Genomic DNA, 17,225 nt, shown 5'->3' with positions numbered 1-17,225 from the left:
TCCGGCATGGAAGAAGCACATATCTGTGCAAAATCTAAATAACAGGCGTATCCACCGATATTTGGTCTGCCGCTTAAAGCGGCCGGAAGCACGTGACTTTAGTCATGTGAGGTTCACCTTAAGGCAAGAATATCGTATGATAGAGGTAGAAAGAGAAAGGCGCAGGTGGAATATGGGAGTTTATCTGAATCCGGGAAATGAAAAATTTGCAAAAGCGGTTCAGTCCGAAATTTATGTGGATAAAACAGGGCTGATCGAGTATACCAATCAGGTGATTAATACTGTGCAGAGATATGTCTGTGTCAGCCGTCCGCGGCGCTTTGGAAAATCTATGACGGCGGATATGCTGACGGCTTATTATGGGAAGGAATGCGATTCCAGAGAACTTTTTTCTGGATTGAAAATTTCTCAAAATGCTGTATTTGCACAGCACTTAAATCAATATCCTACGATTTTTTTGAATATGCAGGAATTTCTGAGCCGGAGCAAGGAAATTGGCCAGGTGATTGACCGTGTTCGAAGAATGCTGCTGCGGGAACTGAAAAACAGTTATCCGGACGTGGACTACTTTGATGATACGGATCTGGTAGAATCAATGCAGGATATTTATGCGGCAACAAAACAGTCGTTTGTCATTATCATTGATGAATGGGACTGTGTTTTCCGGGAATATCAGCAGGATAAAAAAGCACAGGAAGAGTATCTTGATTTCCTGCGGGATTTTTTGAAAGATAAGGTTTACGTAGCACTTGCCTATCTGACGGGTATTCTGCCGATCAAAAAATATGGAACCCACTCTGCCCTGAATATGTTTGATGAATTTACAATGCTTGATCCAGGGCCGCTCGCAGAATATGTAGGATTTACGGAGCAGGAAGTAGAAGAACTCTGCGGCCGGTACCAGATGGATCTGGCAGAAATTAAAAACTGGTATGACGGCTATTCGTTCCCGGGAGAAAGTTCGGTTTACAGCCCGCGTTCGGTTGTCAATGCCATGCGATTCCGGAAAATCGGCAATTACTGGAATCAGACAGAAACATTTGAAGCACTACAGTGGTATATTGATCTGAATTTTGACGGCCTGCGGGATGACGTACTGCAGATGATGGCAGGGAAAAAGATTCCGGTGAACACGGGCAGTTTTACGAATGATATGACAACTTTCCGGACAGAGGATGATGTGCTGACACTGCTGATTCATCTTGGATATCTTGGTTATGAGGAACAGAATAAATATGTTTTTATTCCGAATGCCGAGGTACAGTCAGAATATGCCAGTGCGGTAACCGTTTCCCAATGGGGAGATATTTCAAAGGCACTGAAAAATTCCGCAGATCTTCTGCAGGCTGTGTGGGAAAAACAGGAAACACAGGTAGCAGAGGGAATTCGGCTGGCACATTTTGAAACGTCACAGCTTCAGTACAATGATGAAAATGCGTTGAGCTATACGATTTCACTGGCGCTGTATGCAGCACGGAATTTTTACACGGTTTACCGTGAACTGCCTGGGGGAAAAGGGTTTGCGGATCTTGTTTTCGTACCAAGAAAAAGATACCAGGACAAACCGGCGCTGGTTGTAGAACTGAAATGGGACAAAACAGCAGAGGGTGCGCTTGCGCAGATTAAGGACAAAGAATATTGCAGAAGTCTGGAAGAATATCAGGGAAACTTGCTTCTGGTAGGAATTAATTATAATAAAAAGACAAAAGAACATGTTTGCAGAATTGAGGAATATCAGAAGTAAAAGGGAGAGGACGAAGGCCTGATTCGGGACAGGATGAGTGGTGTCCTGAAATCATGTAATAGAAAAACCAGAGTCGGATGAGAATGTTTTCACCGGCTCTGGTTTTGCGTTTCCGGTAACGGTTTTGAGCGGTAAATGCTATGCAATTCTGCCGCGGGAATGGTATAATAAAACCAGTATGCGCCGCTTTAGGCAGGCTGCTTAGAAAGAGGATCGATGCATGTACACATATCTGATTGTAGATGATGAAATGATAGAGCGAAAGGGCATTCGGATGCTGCTTTCGCGGATGAATATCCGGGAGAATATTCTGGAGGCCTCCAATGGAGAGGAAGCGCTGGAGGTGTTTGAAAAAGAGAAAATTGACGTACTGCTGACCGACATCAATATGCCGTTCATGGATGGAATTGAGCTTCTTTCCCGGATTCATGAGGCGTATCCGGGGACGGAAACGGTGATTTTCAGCGGGTATGATGAGTTTTCCTACGCAAAAAAGGCAATTTCCTACGGTGTTTCCGCCTATATTTTAAAACCGGTCAACCCGGAAGAATTTGAAAAGGTGGTTGGTGAAATCACGGAAAAGCTTGCAAAAAGTGAGCGCGAGGAAAAACGGAAGGACGAAAGTATGGAGTTTATGCGGGAACATTTGCTGTATCTGATGGTCAATGGGCAGAGCCGCAGCGCAATGCAGGAGAAAACACAGATGCTTCTCGATATGAGCTTTGTCCGGGATTTTTGCCGTATGGTACTGCTGGAGTGTGCCAACAACTATTTTGAACAGGTAAACAGCGAACAGATTGAAAAGATGCAGAGCGATTTGCAGATGCCGTTTCACTATCTGAACCTGAACCCACAGCAGTCCATTCTGTTTTTTAGCGAGGAGCCGGATGGCGGCTGGGAAGCGTTCGGACGGAAGCTGTACCATTATATTCGTGAAATGTGGGACCAGGAATGCTTTCTGGCCGTGTCGGGCGAGATCACGCCGGACGGTGAGCTTTACGATGCATTTGCACAGACGGAGCAGCTCATGGAGCGGCGCTTTTATCACACGGGAAACCATGTTTTTCTTCCTTTTCAGGAGGAGCAGTCCGAGGTGCTGGTGCAGATTGATGCTGAAATCCTGATCCGCCAGATCCAGCAGGACATTCGCATGAAGGATCTGGAGAGCCTGCGTGAACACTTTGACCAGTTCTGCGAAAAGTATGAGCACCAGACGATTTTTTCTCAGATTTACATCAAATTTATGTTTTCTAACTTATTGAAAGAGATTTACGACAATCTCGAGAGAAAAGATGAGCGAGAGCTGGACCGTGAGATCGACGCCCTGTATCACAGCAGCAACATGGCCGGTGTGATTCAAGCGGTCCGTATGGGTATTGACCGGCTCGAAACGGTCTTCCGCGCAGACGGCGGTGTTGCGAAACGCAGAGAAGTCGAGCAGATTAAACAGTATATCTGTGAGAACTATTCTGACAGTGGCATGGGTGTTGACCAGCTTGCGCGCGAGGTTGGCATGACCCCGAATTATCTGAGCAGCATTTTCAAGAAAAATACAGGAGAAAACCTGAGCCGCTACTTAAAAGGTTTCCGTATGGAGCGCGCACGGGAAATGCTCGAAAATACAAACGAAAAAATCGGCGTAATCTGTGAAAAGTGTGGTTTTGTGAATGTGTCCTATTTCTGTCAGAGCTTCCGCGAATATTTTGGAATCAGCCCGCAGAAATACCGGGATCAGGGGGAGTAAGATGACATCATTTGCCGCTAGAATAAAAAAAGCATTTTCAGATATGAAGGTACACCGGAAGCTTATCGTGGCTTACGTTCTCACAGGACTTTTCCCAATGTGCCTGATGTTCACAATGTTTTACACCCAGATGCGTCGTGTACTTGTCGAGCGTGAGATCAAAAATCTGCAAACCACCTTTGATCAGGCAGTGGACGATGTGAATACGGAGCTTGCGCTGCACCAGAGTATGTCGGACTATCTGGCATTCGACCAGACAATTGTTCAGATTGTAAAGGCAGAAGACAAAAACAGCTTCGAAGCATACGAGCGCATGGTGAAAGAGTTTGATCCGATGATGGATTCCTTAAGTTATTTTTACCCGGAAATCCGACAGTCTACGGTCTATGTGCGTGATTTCGTCATTCCGCACGGCACGTATCTGCGTCCGGCGCGGGAAATGGAAAATGATGAATGGACAGCACCGGCAGACAATGATGTTCACTGGTATGCCGATATGGATCAGGGAACGGTGACGCTGGTGCGGTCTATGCCGCTGATTGATGACGGAAAAGGCGGTTTTTTATACATTTCCATGGACTACAGTAAGATTTTTGGCTCCATGGAGCTTGCAGTTAATGAGGATTACGGTGTTTTCGTCTACAATGAGGACAAAGAAGTGCTGTATGAAAATCAGAAGATGACCAGGAATGCGAAATACCAGATGGAATTTTCAGACTTTCAGAAGATACAAAAAAAAGAGAAGCAGAATACAGCGAACTACATTCTCCTGGAAAAGGAGATTGAGCAGAATGGATGGCATGCCGCGTGCTATCTGCCGAAAAAAGGCATCATCAGTCCGATGCAGCCGATTCTTCTGATGGTTCTTCTGATGTGGGCGGGCTGCGTCCTTTTCTCTGCGGTCGTGATTATGAGATTCTCCGGAAATATGGCACACCGCCTTGAAAGGCTGAAAATGACAATGGCTGAGGTAGACGAAGGAAATCTGGAAGTAGAGCTGGTTTCTACGGAAAGAGATGAGATCGGTGATCTGACGCGCGGCTTTAACCAGATGCTGTCGCGTATCCGTCAGCTGATTCAGGAAGTCTATGAGAGCCGCATCCGCCAGAAGCAGTATGAAATGACGGCGCTCCGTGCGCAGATTAACCCGCATTTTCTGTATAATTCGTTGTCGCTGATCAACTGGAAAGCATTGGAAATCGGTTCGGATGATATCAGCAAGGCTACGCTGGCGCTTTCGCGGTACTACCGGACTTCTCTGAACAAAGGCAAAAATACGATGTCCATCCGCGAGGAGATTGATAATGTGCGTTCGTATCTGCAGATTCAGGAAATGTTTCACGACTACAGTTTTACGGTCAAAATGGATGTGGCGGAGGATATTCTGGATTACCGTACACTGAACCTGATTCTGCAGCCGCTTGCCGAAAATGCGATTGTACATGGAATTGACCGGCGGCGCGGCAGTGAGCCCGGCGTGATTACAATCAGCGGACGGCGCGACGGAGACTGTGTGGTGCTTTCCGTGGCGGATAATGGTGTTGGTATGGAACAGGAAAAAGCACAGACCATTCTGACGGAGAAGAGCAGCGGCTACGGTGTGCGGAATGTCAATTCCCGGATTCAGCTCGAATACGGAGAAGCGTATGGTCTTTCGATTGAGAGTGAGCCGGGAAAGGGAACGAAAGTGACGGTACGGATTCCGGGTGTGGAAAGGGAGGTACAGGCATGATGCAAAAAAAAATTGCGGCAGGCCTCGCTGTATTGCTGGCAGCGGGAACGATTCTGGGTGGCTGCGGAGAAAGTGGCGCAGCAGGGAATGATTCTGTTTCCGATGCTGCCGGAAATGAGGCTGCGGCTCTTACGGAAGCGAAAACAACGCCGTACGGACGTTACCCGGAAACCATCACGTACACGCTGGCAAAAATGACGGGTGTGAATAATTCCAATCTCCCGGAGGGAGAAACCTATGAGGACAATGCCTATACACGCCTGATCCGCGAAATCATTAATGTACAGAACGAGGATGTTTATGAAAACTACGGTGATACCTATAACGTTGGCATTTCTACCATGATTGCAACAGGAAACATTGCCGATATCATGGTTGTGGATCAGAAAACGATGAATGCCATGCAGAAAAACGATCAGCTTGCCGATCTTACAGAGGTTTATGCAAATTGTGCCAGCGACCGTATCAAGGATATTTATGCAAGCTACGGTGAGGAGATTCTGCAGGGCTGTACCTTTGACGGAAAGCTGATGGCATTCCCGGAAACCAACATTTCAGACGGTCCGAATCTTCTATGGGTGCGGAAGGACTGGATGGAAAAACTGGGACTTTCCGTACCGGAAACGATCGATGATGTGAAACATATTGCGTTGACGTTTGCAGAGGAGAATCCGGCAAACCAGGAGATGGGTAACATCGGTCTTGCAGTCAGCACAACTCTGTACGGCGGCACGGGCATTTCTTCGGAATACGGCATGAATCTTATTTTTGCCTCATTTGGTGCATATCCGGGAAGATGGCTGACGGATGCGGAAGGAATGCCGGTTTATGGTTCCGTTCAGCCCAATGTAAAAGACGCACTTGGCATGTTAGCAGACTGGTACCAGGAGGGCGTCCTTGACCGGGACTTTTTGATCCGCACACAGGATGACATTGCCGATCTCATTGCCCAGGGACGCTGCGGCATTTTCTTCGCACCGTGGTGGGCACCGAACAACCCGCTCTGGCGCTGTCATGAGACGGATCCGGAGGCCGACTGGCAGCCGTTTCTGATTCGGACCGGGAAGGATGGAAGTGTGCGGTACTGCAACGAAAAGCTGACCGGAAATTATGTGGTAGTGCGAAAAGGGTATGAATATCCGGAGATTGTGCCGAAGATCCTGTCGGTGATGTTTGATTATATGCGCTATTCCTACGATGATCCAAGGGGAGAATTTCAGCAATATTATACGGGAAATATCGATCCGACGGCACGCCCCTTAGCAATCAATCTCGACTATAATCAGGCACTGACGATCTGTTACGAAAATCTGCAGGCGGCACTGAACGGGGAAAAATCGGAGGATGAGCTGGAGATTCTGGAAAGATCGTTCGAAAAGGTATGCCGCGCCTATCTGGAGAACCCGAAAACAGCGAGTGCGGAGGAGTGGAGCGCGTATTTATCCCGTATCACAGCCTGCTCGCTTTTAAGCGACGAAAAGATTCAAAGAGTGAATACGATTTATCCGACCCGGACGAAGACCACAGAAGCATATCGTTACACCTTAAAAGAACTGGAATCGGAGACCTTTTTAAAAATTATCCGGGGCGAGTCTGAGCTTTCTTCTTTTGATGATTTTGTAAAAGAGTGGCAGGAGGAAGGCGGAGATGAAATCATTCAGGAGATGATTCAGGAAAGGAAAAGCCTGAGTTCACAGGAAGATCAGAAGACAGAAGAAAAAGCCGAGCAGAAGGCGGAATAAAAAACAGAAGAGGAGGCAGGACGCACCGGAAAAACGGTGCGCGGCCTCTTTTTTTGTTGCGGAAAAGAATTCTGCAGATTGCGGAAATGATTTTTCGGATACGCTCCGGTGTAGAAATGTAACGTAGAAATCCAACATAGATCATAGATTCTTGATATTTCAGAAAAATCCGCCAACTGCTATAATAAAATCAACAAGAACGAGAGATACCAAGCAGCAAATGCGATATGACAGCAGACGTTCCAGAAAGAAAAATCATATAAGGAGGATTTTCAATATGAAAAAGAAAGTAGTATCTATTATGATGACCGCAGCACTTGCAGTTGGCATGCTGGCAGGATGCGGAAACAGCGACAGCGGTTCTTCAAATGCCGCTTCCGGAAACGATTCCAAGAGCACATCCGAGGCAGGAAGCACAAGCGCATCTGCTTCCAACGCAGCAGAGGAAGAGGAAATTACCACAACCCTTACCGTATGGTCTCCGTCAGAGGATCAGGCAAGCGACAGCGGTGAGTGGCTGCAGACCATGTGCAATCAGTTTGCAGAGGAGCATCCATCCTGGCACATTACCTTTGATTACGGTGTATGCGCAGAGAGCGATGCAAAAGATACCGTAACACAGGACGTTGAAGGAGCAGCAGATGTTTACATGTTTGCAAACGACAACCTGACATCCCTGATCGCTGCAAACGGAATTTCAAAACTCGGCGGACAGACAGTTGAGGAGGTAAAAGAGAACAACTCTCAGGCAATTGTAGATTCCGTATCCGTTGACGGCGATATCTACGGTGTACCATTCACCACAAACACCTGGTTTATGTACTATGATAAATCTGCATTCACTGAGGATGAAGTGAAAAACCTGGATACCATGATCGCAAAAGACAAGATTTCCTTCCCGATTACAAACTCCTGGTACATTGCTTCCTTCTACGTAGCAAACGGCTGTACGCTGTTCGGTGAGGACGGAACAGACGAGGCAGCAGGCGTTGACTTCGAAGGCGATAAAGCAAAAGCAGTAACCGATTACCTGGTTGACCTGGTAAACAATCCGAACTTCGTATCTGATGCAGACGGATCCGGTCTTTCCGGTCTGCGTGACGGTTCTGTAAAAGCAATGTTCTCCGGTTCCTGGGATGCATCCGCAGTTAAAGAGGCACTCGGTGATAATTACGGTGTTGTACAGCTTCCGACCATCACCATCAACGGCGAGGAGAAACAGATGAAATCCTTCTCCGGCTCTAAAGCAATCGGTGTGAATCCGAACTGTGAATATCCGCAGGTTGCAGTTGCTCTTGCAAGATATCTCGGAAGCGCAGATGCTCAGAAAGCACACTATGAAATGAGAAATGTAGTTCCGTGTAACGAAGAGCTGCTTTCCCAGATCACAGACGATGCACTGGTAACTGCTCAGAACGATACCTTCAACAATACTTCTATCATCCAGCCGTTCGTTAAGAATATGAGCAACTACTGGACTCCGGCAGAGAATTTTGGTAAATCTCTGGTCAACGGTGAAGTTACCCATGATAACGCTGCAGAAATGACAGAGAAACTGAACACAAGCATGAATACTTCTGCAGTCGAGTAAGTAAAACCGGCTCTGAAGCGTTCGAAAATCAACAGGATTGAAACCGCAGGCATTGTCAGACACCAGGATTGACAATGCCTGTCTTTCGGAAAGGATAGATTATGGCATCATTGAAAAAACGCGCCAAAGAGTTTGAGACTCCCTATCCGGTGACAAAAGCCATCACAAAGGGCGATGCGGTCACGAAACTTTCCATGCTTGTCATGGGACTGGGAAATCTGGCTCACAAACAGATCGTAAAGGGTATTTTATTTCTGGCAGTAGAAATTGCGTATCTCCTGTTTATGATCGAGGGCGGTATCAACAATCTCTATCATCTCATCACCCTGGGCGGCCGTGCGCAGGAAGAGGTGTGGAACGAGGCCAAGGGTATTTATGAATATACCGGCGGCGATATGACAATTCTGTTCCTGCTCTACGGAGTAGCAACGATTTTTATTACGGTTCTCTTCTTTATGATCTGGCGTGTCAATATGAAGAGTGCTTATGAGGTAGAGTGTCGCGCAAAGGAAGGGAAACATATCAACACCATCAAAGAGGATCTGGAAGCACTCGTTGACAAAAGACTGCACTGGACCCTGCTGACACTTCCGATTCTCGGTATTGTGATTTTCACAATCCTTCCACTGGTCTTTATGATCTGTATGGCTTTCACCAGCTACAGTAAAGTCGGCGACCATCTGACGATTTTTCATTGGGTTGGACTGAAAAATTTCAGTACGGTTCTTGGCATGGGCAACTCGATCGGCAAGACATTCTGGTCTGTTCTTGGATGGACACTGATCTGGGCTGTGCTCGCTACCTTCCTGAACTATATTTTTGGTATGATTCTTGCGATTGTCATCAACCGTAAAACGACCCGCATCAAGGGATTCTGGAGATTCTGCTTTATGCTCTCCGCTGCAATTCCGCAGTTCGTTTCTCTTCTTCTGATGCGTACGATGTTAAAGGACAACGGCCTGGTCAACAATCTTTTGATTCAGGCCGGGCTGATCAGCAGTCCGCTTCCGTTCCTGACAAATGCGACCTGGGCGAGAGCGACGGTTGTTATCATCAACCTCTGGGTTGGTATTCCGTTTACCATGATGCAGGTTACCGGTATCTTACAGAACATTCCGGGTGAGCTTTACGAGGCAGCCCGTGTGGACGGCGCAGGCCCTGTGACAATTTTCTTTAAAATTACGCTGCCGTATATGCTGTTTGTCACGACTCCGTATCTGATTACAACGTTTACGGGTAATATCAACAACTTCAACGTTATCTATCTGCTGACTGCAGGAGCACCGGTTCCGGTCGGAGCAACCGCCGGAAAGACGGACCTTCTGGTTACCTGGCTGTACAAGCTGACGGTTGACTTACAGTACTTTAACGTTGGTGCGGTTGTCGGTATTCTTACCTTTGTCATTCTGGCGGTAGTTTCACTGATCACGTACCGGAATACTGGTTCTTACAAGAACGAGGAGGGATTCCAATAATGAATAACAAAGAGAAAAAAACACACTCCATGAAAGCGCGCGGAATGATTTCCGATGTGGTTGTACATGTGGTTCTGGCACTGCTTGCGATTGTATGGGTGATTCCGGTTCTGTGGATTGCACTCTTAAGCTTCAGCACACAGAAGGGATCTTATGTTACCAGCTTTTTCCCAAAGGGATATACGCTTCATAATTATGTGCGTCTGTTTACAGATACGCAGGTGTTAGACTTTCCGCAGATGTTTAAGAACACATTTATCATTGCGGTGTTCAGTTGTCTGATTTCTACAATATTTGTGCTTTCGGTTTCTTACTGCATGTCGAGAATGCGGTTTAAAATCCGTAAGACTTACATGAACATCGCGATGATCTTAGGTCTGTTCCCGGCATTTATGTCGATGGTTGCTGTCTACTATATCTTAAAGGCAGTTGGTCTTTCGGAGGGATCAATGATCCGTGTGGCATTGATTCTGGTGTACTCGGGCGGTTCCGGAGCGGGATTCCTGCTTGCAAAGGGATTTTTTGATACGGTTCCGAAGGCACTGGATGAGGCGGCTTATCTGGATGGAGCAACGAGATTCCAGGTATTTACGAAGGTGACAATTCCACTGAGTAAGCCGATTATTGTGTACACGACTTTGAGTGCATTTCTGGGACCGTGGCTGGACTTTATTTTCGCAAAGGTTATCTGCAGGGCGAATGCGAAGTATTATACGGTTGCACTGGGTCTGTGGAAGATGCTGGAGAAGGAGTATATCGACAGCTGGTATACTTGCTTTGCGGCGGGAGCGGTTTGCATTTCGGTGCCGATTGCGATTTTGTTTGTTGTAATGCAGAGATATTATACAGATGGGCTTTCAGGAGCCGTCAAAGGATGATTTGTGGAGCAGCCGATGAGGGGTCGGCTGCTCTATTTGTGTGTGGGGGGGGAGGGACGGATCTGGCTCCGGCGCCGTGGCACCTGCCGCACAGACGGGCGCGGTGGCATCGGCGGGCGGATGATGACGTGTGGGAGGCGGTGGATTGAGGAACCGAGGCTATTCGACAGGAAATCTGATGATTTCCCGTCTCAGAGCCTCTTGACTTCCGGCCTGGATGGCCGTCCGTCATCCTCACTCCACTGCCTCCCACGCGTGCATCATCCGCATGCCGCCGATGCCAATGCGCCCGTCTGCGCGGCAGGTGCCACGCCGTCGGAGCCAGATCCTGGGGTTGGAGGACGGGAGGATGGGCTGGATCTGCCCGGAGGGCAGATCGGCGTGAGATTGTTGTGTGTGGAAGGGGAGAGTGTGTTGGAGGACGGGGAGAGGGGCTGGATTCGCCTGGAGGGCGAATCGGCGTGAGTTTGTTGACTGGTGCAAAGTTTGGAGATAGAATGAAAAAAATATTTCCGGAGTTTTTTGTGCTTGATTTTATGAGAACAGAAAAGTTCCGGGAACATATTGTGTGAAATTTGGAGGTTTTGCGGTATGGATAGGATTCGACTGAATGCTTCGGAGTGGATGGATTTTCGGAGTGGAGAAAAGAAGTGTTTTTTGCTGACGAACGGACTGGGAGGTTATTGTTCGCTGACGGTGATGGGGAATGCGGCGAGGAATGATCAGGCGCTGTTGATGGGGGCGCTGAAGGCGCCTACGGTGCGGGAGCATCTGATTTCGAATGTCTGGGAGACGTTGGAGGTGGATGGTGAGGAGACGGAGCTGTTTTCACAGGAGTTTGTGAATCGGACGCAGAATGTGGAGGGGTTTCGGTTTCTGGAAGGGTTTGAGATGGGGAGTCTGCCGGTATGGTTTTACCGGGTGAAGGGGGTTGAGATTGAGAAGACGATTGGGATGGTTCAGGGGGAGAATACGGTTCTTGTCCGGTATCGGGTGAGAAGTGGGAAGAAGGGGAGTTTTTCGGTTCGGCCGGTGATGCGGTTTGCGGCGAAGGGGGAGCAGCTGCAGGAGGGGCAGGATTTTGCGGTGGACCGGAAGTGTATTGCGAGCAATGGTGTGATTCTTTCTTATGGGACAAATGGGGAGCTTCAGATGGAGAAGGAGAGGATCTGGAGGGATTTGTTTTTTGAGCAGGATGCGCGGGATGGAAGAGATGGCATCGGAAGTGCTGTCGTGAATCATCGGATTCGGTTTGAGATGATGGGAGACGGCAGGGAGCAGGTCTTTTTTGTTGTGTATAGTCTCGCGGATGATGTGGATAAGTGGGATGAGGAAAGGATTGCGCTGTGGATAGAAGAGGAAGAGAAGCGGCAGGAGATGATTGCGGAAAAGTCCGGGATTTCTGATCCGGTGGGAAAGCGGCTGGCGGTGAGTGCGAGTCAGTATATTACGGAACGCGCATCGACAGGCGGAAAGAGTATTATGGCTGGTTTTCCTTATTTTGCGGACTGGGGGCGGGATACGATGATTTCGCTTCCGGGATGCACGCTGGCACTTGGGGAGTATGAGGCGTGTAAGAGCATTCTTCGGACTTTTATGGCATATACAAAAGAAGGACTGATGCCGAACCTGTTTCCGGAGGGGGATGCGCTTCCGATGTATAATACGGTGGATGCGGCACTTTTGTTTCTGGATGTGGTGTATGAGTATTACCTTGAGACAGGAGATGTGGAGTTTGTACGTGAGGCGTTTCCGGTGATGGAGGATATTGTGTTCTGGTATCAGAAGGGAACGGATTTCCATATTAAAATGGACAGTGACGGGCTGATTATGGCCGGGGGCGGCCTGGAGCAGGTGACGTGGATGGATGTGCGGATTGACAAGGAGCTGCCGACACCGCGTCACGGAAAGCCAGTGGAGATTAATGCATACTGGTATAATGGTCTGAGGATTCTGAAAGAGCTGGCGCCGTTTGTCGGAAAGGATGGATCGGCGTATGGGAAGCTTGCGGAGCAGGTGAAGAAGAGTTTTCTCGAAAAGTTCTGGATGGAAGAGGAAGGATATCTGAAGGATGTGCTGAACGGCACGTATGAAGAAAAGCAGTTCCGATGCAATCAGGTCTTTGTGCTGGCGCTTCCGTTTCAGATGATGAGTCAGAAGCAGGGGCAGCGGATCTTACAGGCGGTCAAAGAAAAGCTGTATACGACAGCAGGACTGCGGTCATTGGAGATGGAGGATCCGGCGTTTCATCCATGGATCGGCGGAAGCCAGCCGGAGCGTGACAGGGCATATCATCAGGGGACAGTCTGGGGATTTCCGCTTGGGGCGTATTTCCGTGCGGTGCTGAACTATTTCCCGAAGGAGGGAAAACAGGAAGTGCGCCGCGGACTGGACCGTCTTGCGAGCTGGATGCAGGAAGGATGTCTGTTTCATCTGGCGGAGATTTATGATGGTGCGGCGCCGGTGATGTCGAAGGGCTGCTATGCGCAGGCGTGGAGTGTCGGAGAGATTCTGCGGGTTTACAAAGAAATGGAGGGAAAGAAGATGAATGCGGTGGTGAAAAGAACGCCGGCGGAGTGGAAAAGCTTTTTTGAATCGGAAGAATTTGTGGAAAACTTTACGTACGAAGGAGATGACCTCGGTGTCTCGGTGAGAAAGAGCAGGGAATGTGATGGAAACTGGCAGATGCCGAAAAAGGATGAGCAGTTTGTGACAGAATGGAAGCTCTGGGCGCCGACAGCAATGGAGGTTTCGCTGGAACTGTTTTCCTGCGGCAGCAGCCGTGAGCGCGGGGACCGAAAAATAGCCTCGATTGCGATGACGCGCGGCGAAAAGGGTGTCTGGAGCTGTGCAGTGCAGGGAGCGCGGTATGGAACGTATTATACGTATCATATCCTGCACTCGGATGGTGTCTTTGATACGACAGATCCGTACGGCGTGGCTTCCGGTATTGATTCGGAGCGGAGCATGGTGGTGAATCTTGCAGAGACGGACCCGGCAGGCTGGGAGCAGGATGAAAGACCGGAAATCCGGCCGGAGGATCGTTGTGTGTATGAGCTTCATGTGAAAGATTTTTCGAGTGATCCGCATTCCGGTATTTCGGATAAACACCGTGGAAAGTTTCTGGCGTTTACGGAAGAAGGCACGACGCTGAACGGCGACGGGATTCATGCGACGGGGTTCGATTACCTGAAATCGCTTGGCATTTCTCATGTGCATCTGCTTCCTGTTTTCGATTTTGGCAGTGTGCCGGAAGATGATGCGGAAGCGTTTAACTGGGGATATGACCCGGTGCAGTACAATGTGCCGGAGGGATCCTATGCAACCGATCCGTTCCACGGGGAGGTACGTATCCGGGAAATGAAGGAAATGGTTCAGGCGCTGCATAAGGCCGGCATCGGTGTGATTATGGATGTGGTATACAATCATACGTACAATCTCGATTCGCCGTTTCAGAAAACAGTTCCTTACTATTATTATCGTGAATGGGAGGACGGCACGATTTCCAATGGTTCCGACTGCGGAAACGAGACAGCGAGTGAGCGGGAGATGTTCCGCCGCTTTATGGTGCGCTCGGTTTGCTACTGGGCGAAGGAGTATCACATCGACGGATTCCGCTTCGATCTGATGGCACTGCACGATACGGAGACAATGAATGCGATCCGCACAGCGCTGAACCGGATGCCGCGCGGCGAGGAGATTCTGGTTTACGGTGAACCGTGGAAAGCAGCGGCAAGCGCAATGCAGGAGGGATATTTTCCGTCGGATAAACAGAATATCGGAAGGCTGATGGATGGCATTTCCATGTTCTGCGACGATACGAGAGATTCGATCAAGGGAAGCGTTTTTATTGCCGCAGAGGGAGGCTATGTCAATGGAAAAGAGCGTCTTTCCGCAGGAATACTTTCTGCGACAGACGGCTGGATGGACGGAAAAGGAGCCTACGAGCCGCGCAATGCGAGCCAGCTGATTCCGTATGTGTCGGCACATGATAATTATACACTGTGGGATAAATTAAAACTGTCCGATCCGAAGCGGAAGGAGGATGCGGAGCCGGATTTTGACAAGATGGATGAGCGGACGCTTTCGATGAACCGTCTGGCGGCGGGCATTGTGATGACCTGCAAGGGAATGCCGTTTTTCCAGGCGGGTGAGGAATTTGCGCGCACGAAGCATGGCGAAGGAAACAGCTTCAAATCGTCGTGGCAGCTCAACAAAATTGACTGGACACGCGCCTTAGAGCAGGAAGAGCTGGTGGACTATTACCGTGGTCTTCTCGCTCTGCGCCGAAAATTTCAGGCATACGGAACGTGCGAGCCGGACTGTAAAAAGACATTTTTCCGTGAAAACCAGATCGCAGGTTACGAACTGGAATACCCGGATGGCCGCGCAGTCTGCGTCTTCTACAATCCATGGGAAAAAGAAGCTTTGCAGAAACTCCCGGAAGGAAACTGGAAACTGCTCTGCGATGGAAAACGCTGTGCAGAGGATGGAGCAGAGATGAAAGAAAGCATGATGCTTCCGGCAAAATCGATGGTTCTGCTGGCGCGGGAGTAAAATTGTAAATTTTGTCCCTTTTTGTCGGAATGCTGTCTGCGGAAACGGGCATCGATCATTCTGCCAGGCGGCGAGCGGGAATCAATTGTTTTTCGTTTAACAGAAAAATGCACTGTGGAATTGTCCGACGACGTTCCACAGTGCATTTTTATGTTTATGTGAGCAATGAGTCAGGATCTGTGCTTACATGAGATCCTGGCGGTATCTAAGAGTTCGGATCATTATTCGTCCACAACTTCCAGTACATCCATCGGGCAGGCTTTCGCGCAGATACCGCAGGCGATACATTTGGAAGCCGGATTTCCCTCGGTTTTTACGATCAGGCCAAATGGACAGGCCTTCGCACAGGCTCCGCATCCCGTACATTTTTTCTTGTTGATCATGTAAACGCCCTTCGGGTTCTGGGTAATGGCGCCTTCCGGACAGGCCTCGGCACATTTACCGCACTGCGGACAGGCGATCGGGCGGACAGCCTTTTTCTCTACGATCTGCAGACATGCCTTGTCCGGATCAAATACCTTATAAAATGCCTCAGAACATGCTCCCACACAGGCAAGACAAGCCATACAGGTGCTGCCTTTTTTTACTTTCAGTTTTTTCATTTTGTTTTATCCTCCGCTTAAAGATGTTGTTTTTCCTATTTTACCATTTTTGAACTTTTTTCTCAATGATATTTCCGGAATTTGCCATCTTTTTCCTGCTTGCGGTTTTGCTTCCGTTTCGCATGGCTTTGCACAGATACAAAAAATCTTAAGAAAGCAGACGGAAAAAAAGCAGTTTTTCTTCGGAAAATATACAAAAAGAAAAATCAGAAATTTGTTATGATGAAAAGGAAGAATGTACTCTCAATCATCTCACAAAATCAGGCACAGAAAGATTTTGGGAGTACACCATAAGATCGGGAGGGGGATTTTTCATGATCCGTGAAAACGATACACTGGAATGGCAAGAGATAGCAGAACAAAAAAGAATGACACAAAGAAGGATAATACAAAGAAGAGAAAGAGCACGGAGACGAAAAAGAAAGGTATGGCGGATCCGCGGGCTGCTATTGCTGTTCGGCTGTCTTCTGTTTTTGGGCGGTGTGCGGCGCTTCCGGCAGAATCCGATCCAACGGTATGCGAAAGCAAACGGCATTTCAATGGATCAGTACCCGGAGGAGCTGTTGTCGCTTTACGAGAGAAACAATGAGACGGAGACGTTCGTCGAAGAATATCCGTTGAAAAAAGAGGAGGAGCCGGAGATTGACCTGAGCGACCTGTCATCCGCATCGGAGGTTCCGCTTCTCTTGCAGTGGGATCAGAGATGGGGCTATCACCGATATGCCGGTGAAGTGATGGGATTAAGCGGCTGCGGACCGACAGCACTTTCCATGGTTGCCATTTTCATGACTGGCGATATCACAAAAAATCCGCGCTGGGTCGCCGATTTTGCCTCACAGAACGGCTATGCCGTAGACGGCAGCGGAACCGCCTGGTCTCTGATGCTGGAAGGAGCCCGGCAGATCGGCCTTTCCAGCAAAGAAATCCCTGTGGAACGGGAACGGGTGGAAAACAACCTGCAGGCCGGAAACCCCATCATTGCCCTGATGGGACCCGGGGAGTTTACCAGCAACGGTCATTTTATCGTTCTTACCGGATTGCAGAATGGCAGACTGAAAATCAACGACCCAAACAGCAGAAAAAATTCCGAAAAAACCTGGGATATCGATCAGGTGCTGGAACAGACAAAAGCGGTATGGGTATATTACAAATAATAAAAT

At 48.6% G+C, this 17,225-nt stretch carries 10 protein-coding genes; 9 read left to right on the top strand and 1 reads right to left on the bottom strand.

The annotated features are described in order from the left end of the window. Positions 1 to 172 precede the first annotated feature (172 nt). From DW642_RS10725 to pulA, 8 genes are all read left to right on the top strand, one after another. Positions 173 to 1,744, top strand: a complete 1,572-nt coding sequence (locus tag DW642_RS10725; protein ID WP_117510167.1) for an AAA family ATPase — start codon at positions 173 to 175, stop codon at positions 1,742 to 1,744. Positions 1,745 to 1,964: 220 nt separating this feature from the next. Further along, a complete protein-coding gene (locus DW642_RS16435) occupies positions 1,965 to 3,488 on the top strand; it encodes a response regulator (RefSeq protein ID WP_117510166.1) in 1,524 nt (507 codons plus the stop codon). A 1-nt stretch (position 3,489) separates the two neighbouring features. Next, a complete protein-coding gene (locus tag DW642_RS10715; RefSeq protein ID WP_158555019.1) occupies positions 3,490 to 5,220 on the top strand; it encodes a sensor histidine kinase in 1,731 nt (576 codons plus the stop codon). Next, a complete protein-coding gene (locus tag DW642_RS10710; RefSeq protein WP_117510164.1) occupies positions 5,217 to 6,962 on the top strand; it encodes an extracellular solute-binding protein in 1,746 nt (581 codons plus the stop codon). Before DW642_RS10715 ends, DW642_RS10710 begins: the two co-directional genes overlap by 4 nt. Positions 6,963 to 7,239: 277 nt before the next feature. Beyond that, positions 7,240 to 8,553, top strand: coding sequence for an extracellular solute-binding protein (locus DW642_RS10705; RefSeq protein WP_117510163.1), 1,314 nt, complete (start codon positions 7,240 to 7,242; stop codon positions 8,551 to 8,553). A 101-nt stretch (positions 8,554 to 8,654) separates the two neighbouring features. Next, entirely contained in the window at positions 8,655 to 10,028 is a 1,374-nt protein-coding gene (locus tag DW642_RS10700; RefSeq protein ID WP_117510162.1) for a carbohydrate ABC transporter permease, read from the top strand. Next, a complete protein-coding gene (locus DW642_RS10695) occupies positions 10,028 to 10,906 on the top strand; it encodes a sugar ABC transporter permease (RefSeq protein ID WP_226906336.1) in 879 nt (292 codons plus the stop codon). The genes DW642_RS10700 and DW642_RS10695 overlap by 1 nt, the downstream gene beginning before the upstream one ends. A 591-nt stretch (positions 10,907 to 11,497) precedes the next feature. Further along, a complete protein-coding gene (gene pulA / locus DW642_RS10685; protein WP_117510160.1) occupies positions 11,498 to 15,463 on the top strand; it encodes a type I pullulanase in 3,966 nt (1,321 codons plus the stop codon). A gap of 221 nt (positions 15,464 to 15,684) precedes the next feature. Here the strand turns inward: pulA and DW642_RS10680 are convergent, their stop codons facing one another. Beyond that, positions 15,685 to 16,065, bottom strand: coding sequence for a 4Fe-4S binding protein (locus DW642_RS10680; protein WP_022463049.1), 381 nt, complete (start codon positions 16,063 to 16,065; stop codon positions 15,685 to 15,687). Positions 16,066 to 16,379: 314 nt separating this feature from the next. Between DW642_RS10680 and DW642_RS10670 the strand changes: the two genes are divergently transcribed. Further along, positions 16,380 to 17,219 (top strand): C39 family peptidase, encoded by an 840-nt coding sequence (locus DW642_RS10670; RefSeq protein WP_117510158.1) that lies wholly within the window; start codon positions 16,380 to 16,382, stop codon positions 17,217 to 17,219. Positions 17,220 to 17,225 lie beyond the last annotated feature (6 nt).

This window comes from Blautia sp. AM23-13AC (assembly GCF_003435675.1).
Lineage (GTDB): Bacteria > Bacillota > Clostridia > Lachnospirales > Lachnospiraceae > Fusicatenibacter > Fusicatenibacter saccharivorans.
This window is presented reverse-complemented; position numbering and strand designations above follow the sequence as displayed.